General features: G+C 67.0%; 18 protein-coding genes and 1 pseudogene. 14 read left to right on the top strand and 5 right to left on the bottom strand.

Annotation, left to right across the window (positions count from 1 at the left end; all coding sequences use genetic code 11):
- Positions 1 to 106 precede the first annotated feature (106 nt).
- Genes H0I76_RS03205 through H0I76_RS03175 form a run of 7 tightly spaced genes read left to right on the top strand, consistent with a single transcriptional unit; the run spans position 107 to position 5,901 of the window.
- Positions 107 to 1,102, top strand: a complete 996-nt coding sequence (locus H0I76_RS03205) for an AAA family ATPase (protein ID WP_200606964.1) — start codon at positions 107 to 109, stop codon at positions 1,100 to 1,102.
- 4 nt (positions 1,103 to 1,106) lie between these two features.
- Complete coding sequence (locus tag H0I76_RS03200) at positions 1,107 to 1,997, top strand: DUF58 domain-containing protein (RefSeq protein ID WP_200606952.1); 891 nt, start codon at positions 1,107 to 1,109, stop codon at positions 1,995 to 1,997.
- A complete protein-coding gene (locus H0I76_RS03195) occupies positions 1,984 to 2,346 on the top strand; it encodes a hypothetical protein (protein WP_200606942.1) in 363 nt (120 codons plus the stop codon). Before H0I76_RS03200 ends, H0I76_RS03195 begins: the two co-directional genes overlap by 14 nt.
- 1 nt (position 2,347) lies before the next feature.
- Positions 2,348 to 3,301, top strand: a complete 954-nt coding sequence (locus H0I76_RS03190; RefSeq protein WP_200606940.1) for a VWA domain-containing protein — start codon at positions 2,348 to 2,350, stop codon at positions 3,299 to 3,301.
- Complete coding sequence (locus H0I76_RS03185) at positions 3,298 to 4,233, top strand: VWA domain-containing protein (protein ID WP_200606938.1); 936 nt, start codon at positions 3,298 to 3,300, stop codon at positions 4,231 to 4,233. Before H0I76_RS03190 ends, H0I76_RS03185 begins: the two co-directional genes overlap by 4 nt.
- 1 nt (position 4,234) lies before the next feature.
- Positions 4,235 to 4,861 carry a hypothetical protein gene (locus H0I76_RS03180; RefSeq protein ID WP_200606936.1) on the top strand — a complete coding sequence of 209 codons (627 nt, stop codon included), beginning with the start codon at positions 4,235 to 4,237 and terminating at the stop codon, positions 4,859 to 4,861.
- Complete coding sequence (locus H0I76_RS03175; protein ID WP_200606934.1) at positions 4,855 to 5,901, top strand: BatD family protein; 1,047 nt, start codon at positions 4,855 to 4,857, stop codon at positions 5,899 to 5,901. Before H0I76_RS03180 ends, H0I76_RS03175 begins: the two co-directional genes overlap by 7 nt.
- A 43-nt stretch (positions 5,902 to 5,944) precedes the next feature.
- Here the strand turns inward: H0I76_RS03175 and H0I76_RS19830 are convergent.
- A pseudogene (locus H0I76_RS19830) lies at positions 5,945 to 6,188 on the bottom strand (DDE-type integrase/transposase/recombinase); the annotation flags it as partial.
- A gap of 170 nt (positions 6,189 to 6,358) precedes the next feature.
- On the opposite strand from H0I76_RS19830, the gene H0I76_RS03170 reads away from it, so the two are divergent.
- Complete coding sequence (locus H0I76_RS03170; RefSeq protein WP_200606925.1) at positions 6,359 to 7,582, top strand: virginiamycin B lyase family protein; 1,224 nt, start codon at positions 6,359 to 6,361, stop codon at positions 7,580 to 7,582.
- Positions 7,583 to 7,711: 129 nt separating this feature from the next.
- Here the strand turns inward: H0I76_RS03170 and H0I76_RS03165 are convergent, their stop codons facing one another.
- Positions 7,712 to 8,647, bottom strand: a complete 936-nt coding sequence (locus tag H0I76_RS03165; RefSeq protein WP_200606923.1) for a glutaminase — start codon at positions 8,645 to 8,647, stop codon at positions 7,712 to 7,714.
- A gap of 489 nt (positions 8,648 to 9,136) precedes the next feature.
- Here H0I76_RS03165 and H0I76_RS03160 point away from each other — a divergent pair, with 489 nt between their 5' ends.
- The 5 genes from H0I76_RS03160 to H0I76_RS03140 all read left to right on the top strand — a co-directional run bounded on the left by H0I76_RS03160 (position 9,137) and on the right by H0I76_RS03140 (position 15,825).
- Positions 9,137 to 9,760 carry a TetR/AcrR family transcriptional regulator gene (locus H0I76_RS03160; RefSeq protein WP_200606921.1) on the top strand — a complete coding sequence of 208 codons (624 nt, stop codon included), beginning with the start codon at positions 9,137 to 9,139 and terminating at the stop codon, positions 9,758 to 9,760.
- Between the two features lie 130 nt (positions 9,761 to 9,890).
- Positions 9,891 to 11,438 (top strand): trimethylamine methyltransferase family protein, encoded by a 1,548-nt coding sequence (locus H0I76_RS03155; protein ID WP_267913245.1) that lies wholly within the window; start codon positions 9,891 to 9,893, stop codon positions 11,436 to 11,438.
- A 14-nt stretch (positions 11,439 to 11,452) separates the two neighbouring features.
- Positions 11,453 to 12,616: an aromatic ring-hydroxylating oxygenase subunit alpha gene (locus H0I76_RS03150; RefSeq protein WP_200606909.1), complete on the top strand. Its 1,164-nt coding sequence runs from the start codon at positions 11,453 to 11,455 to the stop codon at positions 12,614 to 12,616.
- A gap of 213 nt (positions 12,617 to 12,829) precedes the next feature.
- Positions 12,830 to 14,473: an ABC transporter substrate-binding protein gene (locus tag H0I76_RS03145; RefSeq protein ID WP_234455062.1), complete on the top strand. Its 1,644-nt coding sequence runs from the start codon at positions 12,830 to 12,832 to the stop codon at positions 14,471 to 14,473.
- Positions 14,474 to 14,565: 92 nt separating this feature from the next.
- Positions 14,566 to 15,825, top strand: coding sequence for an MFS transporter (locus tag H0I76_RS03140; RefSeq protein ID WP_200606907.1), 1,260 nt, complete (start codon positions 14,566 to 14,568; stop codon positions 15,823 to 15,825).
- A gap of 20 nt (positions 15,826 to 15,845) precedes the next feature.
- On the opposite strand, the gene H0I76_RS03135 is transcribed toward H0I76_RS03140, so the two are convergent.
- Positions 15,846 to 16,634 carry a HalD/BesD family halogenase gene (locus tag H0I76_RS03135; RefSeq protein ID WP_200606905.1) on the bottom strand — a complete coding sequence of 263 codons (789 nt, stop codon included), beginning with the start codon at positions 16,632 to 16,634 and terminating at the stop codon, positions 15,846 to 15,848.
- Positions 16,635 to 16,744: 110 nt separating this feature from the next.
- Between H0I76_RS03135 and H0I76_RS03130 the strand changes: the two genes are divergently transcribed.
- Positions 16,745 to 17,644: a LysR substrate-binding domain-containing protein gene (locus H0I76_RS03130; protein WP_200606896.1), complete on the top strand. Its 900-nt coding sequence runs from the start codon at positions 16,745 to 16,747 to the stop codon at positions 17,642 to 17,644.
- On the opposite strand, the gene H0I76_RS03125 is transcribed toward H0I76_RS03130, so the two are convergent.
- Together H0I76_RS03125 and H0I76_RS03120 are read right to left on the bottom strand one after the other, a co-directional pair.
- Positions 17,580 to 18,203, bottom strand: a complete 624-nt coding sequence (locus H0I76_RS03125) for a DDE-type integrase/transposase/recombinase (protein WP_200606894.1) — start codon at positions 18,201 to 18,203, stop codon at positions 17,580 to 17,582. The genes H0I76_RS03130 and H0I76_RS03125 overlap by 65 nt on opposite strands.
- Before the next feature lie 546 nt (positions 18,204 to 18,749).
- Positions 18,750 to 19,634, bottom strand: coding sequence for an HAD-IIA family hydrolase (locus tag H0I76_RS03120; RefSeq protein ID WP_200606893.1), 885 nt, complete (start codon positions 19,632 to 19,634; stop codon positions 18,750 to 18,752).
- Positions 19,635 to 19,734: the final 100 nt, after the last annotated feature.

Raw genomic sequence — 19,734 nt, 5'->3', positions numbered from 1 at the left:
CCGAGATCGGGAAATCTTCCCGGCCCACATCGGGAATGCGTCTCTGGCGGCAGGGGGAGCGCGGCGCTAGCGTCGTCCTGCGTAACGGCGGCAGAAGGGGTTCGGTATGGACCATCGCGTTGACGGGAGCGCGGACAACAGCGGAGAGGCCATCGACGACCGGCCGATCCCCCGGCTTGCGCGAGAGATTTCCGCCGGGCTCGTCGGGCTAGAGACGCTGGTCGAGCGATTGCTGATTGCCTTGCTGGCAGGCGGGCATGTCCTGATCGAGGGCGCGCCGGGGCTTGCCAAGACCCGCGCGGTCAAGCGGCTTGCCGGGGCGCTCTCCGAGCCCTTCGGCCGTGTCCAGTGCACGCCGGACCTGATGCCGGCGGACCTGATCGGCATGCAGGTGTTTCGCCGAGGGTCGGAGACCTTCGACTTCATCGCAGGGCCGATCTTCAACGCGCTCGTCCTGGTCGACGAGATCAACCGGGCGCCCCCCAAGGTGCAGTCGGCCCTGCTCGAGGCGATGGCCGAGGGTCAGGTCACGACGGGCGGCGAGACGCGGCGTCTGCCCGAGCTCTTCATGGTCGCCGCCACACAGAACCCGATCGAGCATGAGGGAACCTTTCCATTGCCCGAGGCGCAGCTCGACCGCTTCATGATGCGCGTCGACCTGACGTTTCCGGGCAAGGCGTCCGAACTCGCGATCCTGGACATGGTCGAGAGCGAACTGCTGACGCAGCAGCTGCCCGTGACACATCCCGTGATGCGCGAGGATGTGCTGAAGGCGCGCGAGGACGTGGCGAGGGTTCACCTCTCTCCCGCGCTGAAGGACCATATCGTGCGACTGGTGATCGCGACGCGCGAGCGGGAAGCGCACAAGCTTGGCAAAAACATCGCGCATCCGGTGTCGCCGCGCGGCAGCCTTGCGCTTGCGGCGGCCGTCCGGGCTCGTGCCTATCTGAGAGGGCGCGATCACGGATTGCCCGAGGATGTCGTCGATCTGGCCCCGGATATCCTGGCGCATCGGCTGGCGCTGACCTGGCAGGCCGAGGCCGAGGGGCTGACCACGCGCGACGTCATCGCGCGCCTGCTCGATCATGTTCGGCCCTACTAGGACGATGCCGCGAGATTGCACCGGCACTGGCGCGGGCTTCGACGCGGCGTATCTGATGGGGCTGCGCGAGGTCGCGCGCCACGCCCCGGACCTCACCGTGCCAGCCGCGGATCGCCCCGGTATCGTGTCGGTCGCCGCCCCCGGCAGCGGCAGCGACATCCGTGAGATCCGGCCCTATGTCGAAGGCGATCCGCTGCGCAGCATCGATGCGCCCGCGACCGCGCGGCGCGGCGAGCTTCACGTCCGCAGCTTTCACGACGAGCGCGAGCGGATTGTCCTGCTGGTTGCGGATTTCCGCCGCCCGATGCTCTGGGGAACCCGCCGGCGGTTCCGGTCGGTCGCGGCGGCCGAGGCATTGGCCATAGCCGGGTGGCGGGTTGTCGACGGCGGCGGGGCGGTAGCGCTCGCGATCATCGACGATCGGGGCCTGACGGCGCTGCGCCCTCGGACGCGCGTGGCAGGGATGGCGGCGGTCGCCGAGGCGCTGGCGCACGGGCATGCGAAGGCCCTCGCGCACTGCGGCGTTGCGACGGACGTTCCGCCGCTTGGGGCGATGCTGGGTCGTGCCGCAAAAGGGGTGACGCCAGGGTCGACTGTGCTTTGCGCGACAAGCCTCGACCATCCGGGCCCCGATCTGGAAGCAAATGTCGCAAGGCTCGCGCGGCGCGGTCGGATAGCGATGCTTCTTCTTCGCGATGCCTTCGAGCGCAACCGCCCCCCCGGTCGGTTCTCCTACTATTCGGAAGAGGGCGCAGTTCGGCGCGGCCGGATTGCGGGGCAGGCCGACCATCTGGGCGGCTGGATCGAAAGGTTGCGGGCGGTCCGGGGCACGGTCGGACTGTTGGATACGGATGCCGAGAATCTGCTGGAAGGGTTGCGGGATGGACCCGGCTGAGCTGACGTCGCGCCTGCGGCCGCCGAGATTGCCCGACGACTTCCTTGCCGTCGCACCGCAGGACATGGTTGCGGCGTTCGGCCTTGGGCTGCTGCTGGCCGTGCTGATTTCTCTCCCGATCCGACGGGTCCTGCGGCGAACGGAGCCTTCGCGCGTGAACCTTCGCGAGCGGCTGGCGCGCCTGTTGACCCTCCCCACGCCGCTCCGGCTGCTGAGGCAGGCCGAGATCCTGCACGAGCAGGGCCGCGCCCTCGAACAGGGCGAGCGCGAGGCGCTTTATCGTCCCGGTCTGACGGTCGATCATGCCCGTATCGACGCGCGGATCCTCGGGCAGGCGCGCGGGCGCTGAGATGTGGAGCCTTGCCACACCGCTCGCGATGTTCCTCCTGCCGTTGCCGTTGGTGCTGCGCCGTGTGCTGCCACCTGTCCCGGGCGGTTCCATGGCGCTCTACCTTCCGCCCGGGGTCGCGGGGATGCTGGATGACTCGGATGGCGCGCGGCGGAGAGACCGCGTCTATCGGGCGATGAATGCCGCGCTCTGGATCTGCCTCGTCATCGCGTTGGCGGGGCCGCAGCGGGCAGGGCCGTCCGGCGTGATCCCCGCGTCGGGCCGGGATATCGTGCTGGCGATCGACCTGTCGGGCAGCATGGAGAAAGAGGACTTCTCGCTCGGCGGCGCCCCGATCTCGCGCCTCGAAGCGGTCAAGCGGGTGGCGGCACGCTTCGTCGCCAGTCGGCGCGGCGATCGTGTCGGGCTGGTGCTGTTCGGCGATCGGCCCTATGTCGCGGCGCCGCTCACGTTCGACATCGATGCGGTGGCCGAGGCGATCCGCGGCGCGGCGATCGGCATTCCCGGCCGGTCGACGGCCCTGTCCGATGGGCTTGGCCTCGCCATGAAGCGAGTGATGCGTTCCGATGGCGAGACACGGGTGGTCGTGCTGCTCTCGGACGGGATCGATACCGCGCGTCGCATCGATCCACGCGAAGTAGCGTCGTTCGCGGCGGAGAATGGCATTCGCATACACACCATTGCCCTGGGTCCGCAGGATCTCGGAAGCGCGCCCGCCGCTCGCGATGCGGTCGATGCCGAGACGCTGCGGATCATCGCCGCCGCCAGCGGGGGCGAGAGCTTTCGGGTCCGTACGCTCGAAGATCTCGATGCGATGGCGGCGGCGCTCGACACGCTCGAGCCGAACCCGGCATTGCGACCACCCCTGCTGGTCCAGCGACAGTACTGGACCTGGCCAGCGACGCTCGCGCTTGGCCTTGCCTGTCTCCTGGCACTACGCCGGCGCGAGTCATGATCGGCGGGGATCCCGTCTGGCTCTTGCGTCCCTGGTGGCTGCTGGCCCTGCCGGTGATCGGCTTGCTGACGGCCTGGCAGTGGCATCGCACACCGGAGGAGGGCGCCTGGTCGCGCGTGATCGACCCGGCCCTGTTGGCGGCAATGCGCGAGATCGGCCAGATGGCAAAAGGGGGATCGGTGGCGCTGCGGCTGGCGCCTCTTGCCGCGGCGGCCGGGGTCGCCGTCGCGCTCGCCGGGCCGGCCATCCAGCGTAAGGGCGCGCCTGCCCTCCGAAATCTCGATGAGGTCATGATCGTGATGGACCTGTCGCCATCCATGACACAGGGCGGCTCGCTCGATGACGCGCAGGCCGCCGCGGCGGCCCTGCTGCACGGCGCGGCAGGCCGGCCCGTCGGCCTCATGCTCTATGCGGGCGAGCCCTATCTGATCGGACCGGCGAGCGATGACCCCGCAACGCTCGAGACCCCGATCTCGGTGCTCGATGCCGAGACCTTGCCCGTCAGGGGCAGCCGGCCCGATCGCGCGATTGCCGCCGTGCGCGAGAGGCTGGGCGCTGCCGGCATCAGGACTGCCGACATCGTGCTGATCACGGATGGCGGTGGGATAGGGGACGGCGCGATCCGCGAAGCAACGCGGGTGCGCGACGTCGGCGGCAAGCTTTCCGCGGTTCTGGTTGAGCCGGATCGCGGCGCGGCGACCCAAGGCGTACCCTTTGCGGATGCCGAGGCGCTCGGCCGTCTCGTTGCGGCGGGCGGTGGCGTTCTGACCGATGCTCACGATACCGAAGCTGTCTCCCGCCATCTGGCGGCTCGGCGTTCGGGCCTTGCCGAGGACGCCTCGTTGTCTGCGCTCCTCCTTCACGACATCGGGCGATGGCTGCTGATGCTCGCGATGGTCCCGGCCCTGGCGCTCTGGCGACGGGGAAGCTGAGATGGGACGGCGGCGGCTACTTCTCGTCTGCCTTGCCTCGGTACTGTGCCTTGTGCTCGGCGGACCTCGTGCGCTTGGCAAAGTGGCGCTGTTGCTGGGCCTGCCGTCGCTGGCCGCCGAGTTGATCTCGGACCCCGTCGCGCGCGGTGCCGCGCTCTATCGCGCGGGCCGCTACGCCGAGGCCGATGCCGCCTTCGCCGGGGCAGGGCGATCGGCAACGTATAACCGGGGCCTCAGCCTCGCGGCGACGGGCGACTATGCCCTTTCCGTTGCCTATTTCGATGCTGTGCTCTTCGCCAATCCGGCGGACGAGGATGCGCGCCATAATCGCGGAATCGTTGCGGCGATGGTCGAGCCTGTTATCGGCGACGCGCGCGGCCACGGGCGCATCGCTGCCGCGGTCGCCAAGATCGGCGCCGCGGATTCCGCCGAGGCAGCAAGACTGAGCCTGCCGGACGCCTCGAAGATCCGCAAACCGCTGGAGGTCGGCGCGTTGAGCGCCGATGCCGACTGGATGAACGCGATCACCGACGACCCCGGCGAGTTCCTGAAGCGCCGCCTGCGCGCCGAGCACGAGCGCCGGCTCGCCAACGGCCTGATCCTTCCGGAGGAGGGCAACCCATGGTGAGGGCGGCCGGAATTCTGGTGCTGGCGCTCATGCTCGTGCCGCTGATTGCAATGGCCGACGGGCGTTCTTCCGACAGGCTGACAATCGAACTCGATCCGCGCGAGGCGCCGCCCGTGACGGGAGAGATGATCATCGCGACATTACGCGGGATCTATGGCCTTACCATCCTGAGGGAGGCGTTGGAGATCCCGCGCGGTGGCGATTTCGAATGGGTCCAACTCGATCGCGACATGTGGAGCCGCCGACAGGTCGACGGTCGCTCGGTCGTCGTCATGGAGCGTCGGCTCGCGCTGTTCCCCAAGCGCCCGGGCAATCTGTCCTTCGGTCCGCTGGAACACCGGATGCGCGTCACGGGCGCAAGCGGCCAGCCGGAGGATGTGGCGATCGTGGCGGAACCGATCCACCTCAGCGCCCTGCCGTACCCCGGGAAATCGACTGATGCGACCCTCTCGGCCGACGTCCTGGAACTGACCGATGAACTGAGCGCCGATCCCGGAGCATTGCCGGACGGTGCGACGCTCACCCGTACCGTGCGGATCACGACCCTTGGCGCTCTTCCCCAGATGCTGCCACCCCGCCCCGAAATGCGAGAGCCGTGGCTCATCACCTTCGCCGCGCCCGAAGAACGAAGCCTGCAGATCACACCGGAAGGGCCGGTCGCAAGCGTTGTCTGGCAATGGCACCTGCGACCCAAGACCGGCGAGCCGGGCGTGCTACCGGAAATCCGGATCCCCTGGTTCGATACGCGGGCGCGCGAGATGCGTGAGGCGGTGATCCCGGCAGTCCCCTTCGGTTATGCGAGCTTTGGACGGGCCATTGGTGGCGCGGTCTGGTTTGAGGATCGTTCGGTCGCAATCTTGGCAACGGCCGCCGCTCTGGGCTTGTTGATCGGGCTTGCCTTCATCATCGGCGCTGACTGCTTGCCAAGTGCCGTCGCGCTCCTCGCCAGCCCCAAGACGAGACGCGACATCCCCGCTGCCGGAGCGGACGCCGCCGACCCGCTGCATCCGAAGCCGCGCGGCAAGGCGCTGACAGACTAGTTCGAACCGGTCTCGGCGCGGACAGTGACGCTCTCGTTCGTGCCGAGGCGAGCTGACGCCAGTCTGCGAGAGCCGCGATGCGGTGTTGGCCTCGATGTGAGCTCTGCTGGAGAGGCTGCGTTCCTGGTTGAAGTGGTTGTGGACCTGGAAATGGGAGGTGGCGAAGGTCTGCAGACGTCGCATCCACCTAAACGGAGCATCGCGCGCTCCCGCCTGCGCAGTCATAGGTGCGAATTCTGAGCCCGGTTGTTAAGCCATCGCCCCGCCGACTGAAGCTCCGATTGCCCACGATCTGTCCGGCTGCGCGATCCCGGTGGACGGATGGACCGCCCCGTGACGAGGCTCGGTTGAAGTCCAATGTCGGGTAGCTCGTCGGGCGAGCCTGGCTGTTGTTGCCGATTGTGGCATGATGCCGAGGTGAATGCCGCGACGTCGTTCCGAAGTAGGGAGATCATCCATGCCCGCTGCTCGTCGTCTTCTCCTTTCCGCCATCTTGCTGATGCCGTTTCCAGCGACCGCGCAGTCGGGGTTGGAACTGGTTGAGAGCACCTGTTCCGCATGCCACTCGACCGATCTGATCGAGCGCAGCATGGGTTATACCAAGGATGGCTGGCGGGCGCTGATCGACACGATGATCGAACTGGATCCCGAGAACTCCGCGACCATAGTCGCCTATCTGGCCGAGGTCCGGCCGCCGCGCGACGACCGCGCCCCGACGCTGATCGAGGGCCCGGTCCAGCTCGATTGGCAGGCCTGGTCAGGGCCGATGCTCGGCCAGCGCGCGCGCGACCCGGTCGAGGCTCCCGATGGCACGATCTGGTGGACAGGGCAATGGGCGGACGTGGTGTCCCGTCTCGACCCGGCAAGCGGCGAGATCATCGAGTTTCCGCTGCCTTCGGGCGCGCGCGCCCACACCGTGACCGCCGACGCCAGCGGGCGCATCTGGTACACAGGCAACGGCAACGGCACGATGGGCGTGGTCGATCCGACGACGGGCGAGATCACCGAGTATCGGATGCCGGATCCTTCCGCGCGTGATCCGCACTCGGCCATTGTTGCTGCCGATGGCCGCGTTTTCTTCACGCTCCAACATTCGAACATGGCGGGCCGTCTCGACCCGGCAAGCGGCGAGGTTGACCTCGTGACCATGCCGGTCGCCCAGTCGCGGCCCTATGGCATTAAGCTCGCGCCCGACGGCGGCGTCTGGATCGCTGCGAACGGCGCACCGCGCCTTTACCGACTCGATCCCGACACGCTGTCGGTCGAGGAGCACCCGGTTTCCGACGAGGGCACCACCATCCGCCGTCTCGTCGTCGCCGAAGACGGAACGATCTGGTACGTCAATTCGTCGCTCGGCCGGATCGGCCACTACGACCCGGCTACCGGCGAGAACCGCGAATGGCCAAGCCCTTCGGGACCCGACAGCCACCCATACGCGATCGCGTTGATCGACGGTGTCGTCTGGTACAACGAGTCCGGCAAGCGGCCCGACACGCTGGTGAGGTTCGATCCGGCCACCGAAACCTTCCAGTCCTGGGCGATCCCGTCAGGCAATTTGGCGACCGCGCCCGTCTACGCTGGAATCGTGCGCCATATGCGTCCGACCAGCGACGGCGGCCTCCTGATCCACCAGAGTGCGACCAACACGGTTCTCAAGGTAAGGGTCCGCCCAGAAAGCTGACGGAGAGCAGATGATCGTTGTGAGATGATCGTCCCGGCGCCGACCTTGCGGCAATGCTGGGCGCGTGCAGAAAAAGTGAGAGCAGGCAACGGCGAACGCGGTCCCTCCGTTGTGCGTCAGACCGCGTTTTCAGGCGAAGACCGACCAGCCGGTGCGCTCGGAGAGCCGTTCCAGCGCGCGGGTGCCCTGTTTCGAGTTGCCGAAGTCGTTTAGTCCCGGCGACCAGACCGCGATCGAGGCGACATTCGGAACCACCGCGAGAATGCCGCCGCCAACTCCGCTTTTGCCAGGGAAGCCGACACGGTAGGCGAACTCGCCCGAGCCGTCATAATGCCCGCAGGTCATCATCAGCGCGTTGATGCTGCGGACCCTCTCGGTGGGGATCAGCCGCTGGTCGCCGAAGGCACTGCACAGGAACCGCCCCGCCCGGGCAAGCTGGACGCAGGTCATCTCGATCGCGCAGTGGTGGAAATATGTCCCAAGCACGAGCGCGCACTCGCCCCGCAGGTTGCCGCAGGATCGCAGGAAATGCGCGATCGCGTAGTTGCGATCGCCCGTCCGCTCCTCAGAGCGCGCGACGCGGTCGTTGATCCAGATATCGTCATCCTCCGCGGCCGATCGGATGAAGCGCAGGATTTCAGCGAGCGTGTCGCGCGGTTTGCGGCCCTCGAGGATCGCATCGGTGGTGACGATCGCACCCGCATTGACGAACGGGTTGCGAGGGGTGCCGTTCTCGACCTCGAGCTGAATGATCGAGTTGAAGGGGTTGCCCGAAGGTTCCTTTCCTACCCGCCGCCACAACAGGTCGCCATGGCGGCCGAGCGCGAGCGCCAGCGTGAAGACCTTCGAGACGCTCTGGATCGAGAAGCGGGTCATCGCATCGCCGGTTGAGACAGTTTCTCCGGCCGCAGTGCAGACGGACATCGCAAACTGGTTGGGCCGGATATCGGCGAGCTCGGGGATATAGCTTGCGACGTTGCCCCAGTCGTTCTCGGCGCGGACTTCGGCCTCGATGTCGGCGAGTATCGCGCCGATGTCCTTGGCGGCTGAGCGGGTACGGCCCATGGCGAAATCTCCGCTGTCTGGCGTCGGGCCAATCGGTCCGGTTGAACCTGAGCGAGACCACGCCGCTCGCTTGGCCGCAACCGGAAAGTTGACGCATCTGCGCGCGATATTCGGGGTAAAGGCGCACAACCGATCAATGCGCTTGCGCAGGCATTCGGCCGTGAACATGGGACCGAAACTGTTCCACTAGAAGCGCACATCCTCATGACCGCCAGGCAGATAATCTCGGGCTGGTTTTGAAATAGCGGAGAGGATTGGGAGGTCGCGATTCCGCCGCGAGCGGGGTTGCTCTGACAGAACCCTCGGGGAAACTAGCCCTGCATTTTGCATCCTCGACTGAGTTCTGCTGGATGTGCCCGGCTGCATGAAGCCAGAAAGCGCGCTAGATGTCATTTCATTGGGGTCTGTGGATCCTGGCTCGATTCTCCCCGCGGGCGCCGGGCCACTGAAGGAGGGACACCCGCGGAATCCCTAAGGGCGGAGGACGACATGAAAGCGCGGACCGTAGGCGGCGAGAGGCCGCAACGCCTAACGCCAGAGGATCGTCGACGCCTGATCATCGAGACGACGATCGCCGGCCTTGCGCGAGGTGGACCTGAGCACTGGACTCTGCGCCAGGTCTCGCGCGACCTTGGCGTCGCGCCCAGCTTGATCACCTATTTCTTTTCCACCTGGAGCGATCTTCTCGTCGGCGCCTACCAGGAGCTTGCCGAACGGTTCGAGGCGCAGTTCTCCGAGATCGCGAATCGATCTGGCCTTTCGGCGCGAGACCGCCTCGATCTCTACATCGACGCCTTCTTTTCCGATGCCTGGATGGGCGAGGACATCGCCGGCGTCTACGTCGCCTTCTGGGCGCTCGGCCGGAGCGAAACGCGATTGCGGGCAGAGATGGAGCGTTTTTCCGACATGACCCGCCGCGACCTCTTCCCGCTGATCCAGGAGCACGCGGCGGACTGCGGCTTCGAGGGCGACATCGCGACCGTGGCCGAGACCTTCCTCTTCCTGATTTCCGGCCTCTGGTACGAAGCCGCGGTCAATCCCGGGTCGGTCCGGAATCCGGGGCCCGGCGACCGCGCGCGGAGCTTCATCGACTTCGCGTTTCGGCACACCTGAAGGGCGCATTCGACGAGCCGCTTGCCCGCCTCCTTGGTTAACTGTACAACTGTTCAATAGAAGGGGCCGCATCCGGCAATCTTCCCTTCGTCGGAACGCATGGCTGCGTCCGATTCCGAGGAAGCGCGCCATGAGTGACCGACGGCGAGCGCGGCGACGCAACGAGATGACAACCGGAGCCCACCGGCCGTCGAAGCCGGTCTTCCGCCAGCCTCGTCTATCCTACCGCCCGGTCGAGATCCTGCCCGCCGACCGGATCGAGGCGATCCACGAAGCCTCGCTTCGGATCCTGCGCGACATCGGCATCCGCATCCTCTCGGACGAGGCGCGGCGCATCCTGCGCGAGGCCGGGGCCATGGTCGACGAGGCGAGCATGATCGCCCGTCTCGACCCGGGCCTCGTAATGGAAAGGGTCGCGCTGGCGCCGGAACGCTTCACACTCGAGGCGCGCAACCCTGCGAAGTCGCTCAAGGTCGGGGGCGAGCATCTCGTGTTCACCTCGGTCGCGGGACCTGCGTTCACGGCCGATCTCGACAGGGGGCGGCGGGCCGGCACGCTGGCCGAGATGCGCGACTACCTGCGACTGATCCAGGGGTTCGACGCGATCCACCAGGAGGGCGGTGGTCCGTTCGAGGCGCTGGATGTCCCCGAGCAGGTCCGCCACCTCGATCTCCAGGTCGCGCAGATCACGCTGATGGACAAGAACTGGGCGCCATGGACGCTGGGTCGCGTCCGTGTCCGCGACGCCGTCGAGATGGCGGCGAGGGCACTCGGGACGACCCGCGACGGGCTGGCGGATCGGGTCGTCCTCGCGGGGGTCATCAATACGAACTCGCCTCTCATGCTCGACGTGCCGATGGCCGAGGCGCTGATCGAGCTCGCGCGGCACGGGCAGGCCGCCATCGTCACGCCGTTCACGCTGGCCGGGGCGATGGCGCCCGTCACGCTCACAGGTGCGCTTGCGCTGCAGAACGCCGAGGCGCTGGCCGGGATCGTCCTCGCGCAATGCGTCCGGCCGGGCGTGCCGGTCGGCTACGGCGCCTTCACGACCAATGTCGACATGCGAACGGGCTCGCCCGCCTTCGGGACGCCCGAATACGCGCAGGCGGCGCAGATCTCGGGTCAGCTCGCGAGGCGCTACCGCATCCCCTTCCGCTCCTCCGGCGGCACCGCATCCAACAGCTGCGACGCGCAGGCCGCCTACGAAAGCCAGATGTCCCTCTGGGGCGCGGTCATGGGCGGATCGCACATGATCAAGCACGCAGCCGGATGGCTGAACGGAGGGCTCACCGCCTCGTTCGAGAAGCTCGTGCTCGACGCCGAGACGCTGGCGATGATGGCGGCCTATCTCGACCCGCCCGAGGCGGGTGACGACGCCCTGGCGCTCGACGCGATCGCAACTGTCGGCCATGGCGGGCACTTCTTCGGTGCGCCCCATACGCTCGAGCGCTACCGGACCGCCTTCTATGCGCCGCTCGTCTCGGACTGGAGCAATTTCGAGACCTGGTCCGAGCGTGGCGCCGAGAGCGCGACGCTCCGGGCGAACCGGATCTGGAAACAGCGCCTCGCCGACTACGAGGAGCCGCCGCTCGATGCCGCGATCCGAGACGCGGTGCTCGACTACGCGGCGCGGCGCAAACGCGAGATCGGCGCGGGACAAGACGTGCCGGATTGTTGAGAGGAGGAGCGCAAATGGATGGTGTGACGCACGCCGAGGTGCTGAGCGATGAACTGGCCGTGCCGCTGCGCCGGGCGCTCGAGGCCGATTACGAGCACGCTATCGCGATGCCGGGTGCCTTCTACCTGTCAGAGGACCTGCTCGCGATCGAGCGCGCGCAGCTCTTCGGCCGGGAATGGATCTGCGTCGGGCGAGCCGACGAGATCCCCGAGCCGGGCGACTTCATGACCTACGACATCCTCGGCGAGCCGGTCGTGGCGATCCGCGGCGAGGACGGCGCGATCCGCGCGCTCTCGAATGTCTGCCGGCATCGTGCCATGCCGATCCTCGAGGGCAAGGGCCGGGCGCGCCGCATGGTCTGCCCCTACCATGCCTGGACCTACGACGCGCAGGGGCAGCTGATCGGGGCGCCGCACCTCCAGCACCGCACCGATTTCGACAAGCGCGCCTGCCGCCTGCCGGAGTTTCGCTGCGAGGTCTGGCAGGGCTTCGTCTTCGTGACGCTCGATCCCGACACTCCGCCGCTCGCGCCGCGGCTCGCGCCGCTCGACGCGATCATCCGGAACTATCACTTCGAGGCGATGAAGACCCTCTACGTCACCTGGGAGACATGGTCGACGAACTGGAAGTCGCTGATCGAGAACTTCATGGAGGGCTACCATCTCTCGCCGCTGCACAAGGAGACGCTGCATCCGGTGAACCCGACCCGCCTCTGCCGGCACTTTCCCGAAGGCGACGCGCATTTCGGCTACTTCGTGGGATTTTCGCCCGAGATGGAGCGCGTGAGAAGGGGGCATCCAGACCTCTCGGAGGATGAGCTTGATACTTGCGTGATGTTCTCGGTCCCGCCCAACCTCGTGGTCGGTGGGGCGTCCGACTACAGCTCGTTCCTCTGCATCGAACCGGTGACGACGAACAGCTGCCGCGTCCGCCTCGGGCTGTTCTTCCATGGCGACGACTGGCCCGAGGATGCTGTCGAGAAGGCGACCCGCCTCTTCCATGACACGATGGATGAAGACAAGCTCGTCCTCGACCAGCTCGCGCGGGGGCTCGGCTCGGCGCACTACACGCCGGGCCCGCTTGCGCCCGCCGCCTACGAGGGCTGCGTCCACGATCTCCATCGCTATGTGGCGCGCCGTCTGCTCGGCGTGCTCGAGGGGCTTCGCGAGGATGCCTGAGGATTGCCAATGGCTGGCCGCCCGGGCGGGGCGCAATCTGCGCCTCGCGAGACGCTCGTCAGGGTTTTCGCCGGTCGGGCGCGGACCGCCGCCGCTCCGATCCTGCGACAACGCATCCGGCCGAAGGCCGTAACCGCCCGAGGGGCGCCCATGAACAAACGAGGTGGCCGCGCGGGAAGACCGAGAAATCGATCCGAGACAGAGAGGATTCCCATGACCAAGCAGATGATGACGGACCGTCCGCTGCACCCGCTTGCGCGGACATTCGCCGAGGCGTTCCGCGGGGGCCGCATGGACAGGCGCGAATATCTCGCCTCGATGATGACACTCGGCGTGACGGCGGCCGGCGCCTTTTCGCTCGGCGGCCTCGCGCTGCCGACGCCGGCACGCTCCGAGACGCCGAAGAAGGGCGGCACGCTCCGCATCGCGACGCCTGTGCGCGCAGCCGGGCTCAAGGATCCGCGGACCTTCGACTGGGACGCCCATGTCTCGCGCCAGTCCTGCGAGTATCTCGTACGGTGGGAGCGCGATGCGACCTTCACGCCCTGGCTGCTCGAGAGCTGGGAGGTGAACGACGACGCCACCGAATACACGCTTTCGCTCCGCAAGGGGATCAAGTGGTCGAACGGCGACGACTTCACCTCGGAGGACGTGGTCTTCAACATCACCCGCTGGTGCGACAAGACCGTCGAGGGCAACTCCATGGCCGCGCGGATGGCCACCCTCGTCGACGACGCGACGGGGCAGGCTCGCGAGGGCGCGATAGAGGCAGTCGACGCCCAGACGGTCCGGCTCCGCCCCTCGACCTCGGACATCACGCTGATCGCCGGGTTCACGGATTACCCCGCTCTGATCCTGCACCGGAGCTTCGACCCTGAGGGCGACCTGATCGCACAGTTCAACCTCGGAACCGGTCCCTTCCATATCGAGGAGTACGAACCCACCGTCCGTGCCCGCGTCGTTCGGCGCGAGGGCTACTGGCGGGGTGACGCCTATCTCGACGCGGTCGAGTTCATCGACTACGGCACCGATCCCGTCGCGATGATCTCGGCTTTCGAGGCCGGCGAGATCGATGCGAACGAGATCAGCCATGCCGACCAGTACGCCGTGCTCGAGGATCTCGGCCTCATTCGCAGCGAGATCGCGACCGGCTCGACCATCGTCTGCCGGTTCAACAACACGACGCCGCCCTACGACGACCCGCGCGTCCGACGGGCCTGCCAGCTCGCGGTCGACAACGCGATCGTGCTGCGCCTCGGCATCGACGACGCGGGCGTCGTCGCCGAGAACCACCATGTCGGCCCCATGCATATCGAATACTTCCCGCTCCCGCCCTTCGAGCACGACCCAGAGCAGGCCCGCGCCCTGCTGGCCGACGCCGGGATGTCCGACCACGAGTTCGAGCTCATCTCGATCGACGACGACTGGCGACGCAACACGACCGACGCAATCGCCGCGCAGATGCGCGGTGCAGGCCTGAAGGTGAAGCGCACGGTGATCCCCGGCGATACGTTCTGGAACGACTGGACGAAATACCCGGCCTCGACGACCGACTGGACGCCGCGCCCGCTCGGTGTGCAGGTGCTCGCGCTCGCCTACCGCTCGGGCGAGGCGTGGAACGAGTCAGGGTTCTCGAACCCCGAGTTCGACGCGGCGCTGGCCGAGGCGCTGGGCCTTCCCGATCCCGACAAGCGCCGCGTGGTGATGGAGCGGGTCGAGCGGATCCTGCAGGACTCGGGCACCCTCGTTCAGCCGTTCTGGCGCAACATCGCGCGCCATATGACGCCCAAGGTCCGTGACTTCGAGGCTCACCAGGCCGAAGAGTTCCATCTCGAGCGCGTCTGGCTCGACGCCTGAGCCGAACGCTCCGGGTGGTGCGCACGGCGCCACCCGGCCAGCTTCGGAGGGTTTCCCGCTCCAGCCTGCGTCCCGTCAAACCGGTGCCTCGCATGACATCCCACTTCACCGGGCGCACGATCGCCGTCATCCTGCTCAGCACCGGGCTGATCTTCGTCGGGAACGGCATGTTCCAGACGATGCTCCCGATGCGGGCCGAGCGCGAGGGCTTTTCGACCGGGCTGATCGGCTTTCTCGGCAGCGCCTATTTCGCGGGCTTCATCGCGGGCTGCGTGATCGGCCCGCCGCTGATCCGGGCGGTCGGGCATATCCGCGCCTATGCCGGGATCGTGGCGATCCTCGCGGCGATCGTGCTGCTCTTCCCGGTCTGGGTCGCGGCGCTGCCCTGGCTCGCGCTGCGTTTCCTGACCGGCATCTGCCTCGCCATTGCCGTGATGGTCGTCGAGAGCTGGCTCAACGACCAGACAACGAACGCAATGCGCGGGCGCATCCTTTCAGTCTACATCATCGTTACCAATGTCGGCTGGATCTCGGGTCAGCTTGGCGTGAACCTCGCCGACCTGCTCGGCGCGACGCTCTTCATCCTGGTCGCCGTGGCGGTCTGCCTGTCGGTCGCCCCCGTGGCGCTGACGCCGACCCGCGAGCCCGAGCCGGTGCCGCGTGCCGGGCTCGACATTCGCGCGCTCTTCGGCCTCTCGCCGGTCGGGACGATCGGCTGCTTCCTCGTCGGGATGATCGAGGGGGCGTTCTGGACGCTCGGGCCGCTCTTCGGTCAGCTGCGCGGCTTCGGCGTCTTCGAGATCACGCTCTTGATGGGTGTCTTCGTGCTCGGGGGCACGTTGACGCAATGGCCGATCGGGTTGCTCTCGGATCGCTTTGACCGGCGGCTCGTCATCCTGCCCGTCGTGATCGCGACGGCCATTTCAGGGCTCGCGCTCGCGTCGGTGGAGGAGGTCGGGCTCTGGGCGATGCTCGCGCTCGGCCTCGCGCATGGCGGGCTGATGATCCCGATCTACTCGCTCTGCGTGGCCCATGTGAACGACGGCGCGGCGGCCGACCGCTTCGTGCAGGTGAGCGGGGGGCTCCTGCTAATCTACTCGATCGGCGCGGCGCTCGGCCCGGTGCTTGCCGCGCCCCTGATGGATCGCCTCGGAGCGGGCTGGCTCTTCGTCTTCATCTCCATCGTGCTCGGCTGTTTCGCCGCCGTGGTCCTCTGGCGGCTTGGTGTCGCCCGTCGCCGCATCCTTCCGCATCGCGGCCGCTTCGCGCCCGTGCCGCGGACGACGCAGTCTATCTACGAGTTCGAGAGCCCGCTTGTCGGCGACGAGCGCGGTCGGGACGGGACGCCCTGACGGGTCCCGCCCGGCGCCTCTCAGGCGGCTCGGCCGTAGAAGCCGATGCGTTCCTCGTCCGAGAAGCGCACGCCCGGCTTCTCGTAATAGGAGAAGACCGCGATCACCCGGTCCACCGGCCCCTCGACCGGCGTGACCCGGTGGGCCGTGTTCTTGCCCCGGAAGACATTGAGTGTGCCCGCCGAGGCGAGCATCGACTGCACCTCGTCGTCCTCGCCCTGCAGCATCCGGGCGACGCCCTTGTAGTTCGGATCGTCGTCGCTCCTGAGCGCGTTTCGGTACTCGAAGACGCCACCCTTCGTCGGCGCCTGCAGAAGCAGCGTCGTCGTGAACTCCGAGCGGTCGAAATGCCAGTTGAGCGCTTCGCCCTCGGAATAGCGCATCACGTTCGCGCAGGCGATCCGGTCGTCCATCGGGTAGAGCGCGGACTTGTCCATCGTCGCCGCGAGGAAGGCCGCCATTGCTGGCCAGTCGTAGACGGCCACTGGCAGGCTGCCCTCGATCTGGTCGGCGCAGATCGTCTGGTTCGACGTCTCGAAGAGACGGAGCGCGGGGTGGTCCGGCGAGAGCCCCGGAATCTCCTTCCGGAAGTAGATGTTGTGTGAGCGCTTGTGCCGGAAGGCCGAGGCATCAAGCACGGGTACGATCTGGCTGAGCGCCCGCGCGACCGCCTCCGGCCGCATGAAGCCTTCGAGGTTGAACATACCCTCCTGCGCGAGCTCCTGCCGGCAGCGCTCGACGAGCGCCGTCCATTCCGGGCTGCCGGGCCGGTCGAGCGGATAGCGGTCGAGATCCAGTATATCGTGCATGGCCGTCACCTCCCTGCCTTGGCTGCACAGACAAGCGTAGGGCGAGAAAAACTACCTGCAATCTAGAATTATCGACAGTAGGATTAGAAAATCTAAGCAATGCGGCTACCATGAAGCTCCCACCGCTGAATGCCCTCAGAGCTTTCGAGGCTGCCTCACGCAACGGCACCTATGTGGCCGCCGCGGCCGAGCTCGGCGTCTCACCCGCGGCCGTGAGCCAGCAGGTCCGCAACCTCGAGCGATTTTTCGGCAAGCGCCTCTTCGAGCGCCACCACAACCGTGTTGCCCTGACCGAGGCCGGCCGCGAGGTCCAGGCGGGCGCGTCTGACGCCTTTCGTCGGATCGCCGATCTGAACGAACAGGTCCTCTCCGGCCGAATGCCAAGCCGGGAGGCCCGCATCGTGATAAGCGCGCCACCGTCGCTGGTCGAGCGCTGGTTGGCGGGTCGCATCGCGCGGTTTGTCGAGCACGAGCCGGCGGTCCGGATCGAGATCCGCGTCGAGGAGGATCCGGTCGACTTCCGCACCCGCGGTCTCGATCTCAGGATCTGCTACGGCATGCGGCTCTATCCCGAGCTAGACGTCCGCCCGCTCTTCGAGGACCACGTGGCGCCCGTCGCGAGCCCCGGCTTCCTCGCCCGGCACGGCATCGCGCCGGGCGAGGATCTCTCCGGGCTTCGTGACTCGCACTTCATCCTCACCGACTGGGGTCCGAGCTTCGCGACGCACCCGACCTGGCGGGACTGGTTCCGCGCGACAGGCACCGAGAGGCGCGAAGTCGCCCCGGCGCATTTCGCCGGCTCGTCGAGCTTGGCGCTGGAGATGGCGAGCCGCGGGATGGGTATAGCGCTTGGTCAGCTTGGTCTCGCGGGGAGGGAGCTCGACGCAGGATCGCTGCTGCGGCTCGACGAGCGCTCGCTCGCGCTGGGACATCCATACTGTACCGTTACCCGACCCGGACGGAGTAAGGGCGAGCGTCTTGGGAAGCTGTTGACGATGCTCGAGGCCTGACCGGTCCCGGATGCCGTCGATGTGCTGTCAGACGAATGCGAGCCAGTCTCAGTTTGCCGGGGGCAGGGGCGTTTCGGGCCGCGCGGAGAGCGTGCCACTCGGCAAGAGCGGCAATGCGGCTGGCCTCAAGGTATTCTCTGCTGGAGGGGCTGCGGTCCTGGTTAAGCTGGTTGGTGACGCCAGCGTGGACGGTGCTGAACTTCCTCAGACGTCGCATGCGCCGCAGCCGGAGCATCGCGCCCGCCATTCGGAATGGTAATTGCGAGTTTTCTGCGCGTTCATCGAGCCAGCGGCCTGTGTCCTGCCGTGCGTCGGCACGGATCTCATTCAGTGCGGCACCATAGGACCGGAGTTTGTCCGTAACGATGGCCTCGGGCCGACCATGCTTTCGCGTGGTTTTCCTGAGGGGTTGGAGCGCTGCCTTCTTGTCCCGGGTTTTTGTGAAGAATCGTTCGAGCGCGTCGCCTTCATGGTCGACGGCCCGCCAGAGGTAGTCCCGCTTGCCGTTGGTCTTCACGAAGATCTCGTCGAGATGCCAACGCCAGCGGCTGAACTTCATCCCCTCGATCCGGGGGCTGGTCTTGAAGTCATTTACGGAATGCGTCTCGTCATGCCCGGACTCTAGCGAGCACCAGGCTCCGTCTCAAGTCGCGTACGCCCGACAAAATCGTTGGGTTTGGCCATCCCGCGAGGGTAGGGGGGCAAGTTTGCTCTGACGGACCCTTCAACGTCTTTCCAAGATCCGCACAGCGCGCTCAGCCGTCATCGCCTCCCACGGAGCTTTCGGAAGCGAGAAGGCGAAAGCCCTTCGGGGGGCGCCGCCGTTCAGATGGGTCGGCAATGGGAGCAGAGGCAGCTGACCTGTGAACCATGTCACATCGCCGCGACGCGAAAATGGTTACGGTCAAGATCAACAGTGATGCGCCCCGCCAAACTTCAGAGATGGGAGCGCCGGCGATGCAATACGCAATCTTCCCGACCATAATCCTCGCCGTCTTCGCGGTGATGATCGGATTCTTCGTGTAGCGCTTGTGTCGTGATTGCCTTGTCTCGTCGCCTCGGCGCCGGAATCCGAGGCGCCCGCACCGGTTCTGCCGGTGGTCGATCAGATACGTGGCATCCTCCAGGTCGGGAAGAGCGACGATTGCTGGATGAAGGCGCGCGTGTCGACCCCGGAGAAGAGGCCGTCTCTCGTGATGAACGCCGTCTTCCAGCCTCGCGCCGCGGCGCCGATGATGTCGGTGTGCAAGGTGTCGCCGCACATCACGATCCGCTCGCGGGGGACGCCCGGAAGCGACGTTTCCACCATCCGGTAGACCTCCGGGAAGGGCTTGCCGAAGAAGTGGACCGAGCCAACGCCCCGGTCGGCGAGGAGATGCCCGAAATGTCCGGGCTCGAGGGAGAAGCGGTCGCCGCGCGGGGCGACGAGATCCGCGTTGGCGATCAGCAGCGGGCGCGGCCGGTCGAGAAGCGTTCGCTCGAGGATTGCTTGGCGGGCCGGAGTCCAGGTCGCCGTCGAGAGGAACAGGATGCCGTCGCAGCGATCGTAGTCGGCGCTGTCATCGGCGAGACGGCACGAAGCGGAGGGAACGTCCGACAGGTCGTCCGACGGCGCGGCGATGCAGCCCCAGAGGCCGCCGGTGACGTGGGCGAGCGCCGCATCGCGGCTGGTTACGATCTCATCGGCCGGGACGGCGATGCCGAGCTTCCGGAACTTCACCTCCGTCAGCGCCCTGCCGAAGCTCGCGGCGTTGGTGAGGATCCTGATGCTGCATCCCTTCGCCCGAAGCTCGTCGAGCCGTGATGCAGCGCCAGCGATTGGCGTGTCGCCCACGTTCAGCACGCCGAACGCGTCGAAGACGAACGCGTCGGCTTCGTCCGCGATCTCGAGCAGCGACCCGACATCTCTCGTGTCCGAGGCGAGATGGACTTCCGGCAGCCTGTGTCGGATTTCCTCGTAGCGGCCGAAGATGCTGGTGACGTCGTCCATCGATGGGGGGCTCCGCTTCGGCGATCCGTACGGGTTCGCCTAGTCCCGATCCTACCTGTCGACTCATAAAATGGAAGAAAAAACGACAAAAATACAAAAC

Origin of the sequence: Thermohalobaculum xanthum (genome assembly GCF_016623495.1) — a bacterium.
Taxonomy (GTDB): Bacteria; Pseudomonadota; Alphaproteobacteria; order Rhodobacterales; family Rhodobacteraceae; genus Thermohalobaculum; species Thermohalobaculum xanthum.
This window is presented reverse-complemented; position numbering and strand designations above follow the sequence as displayed.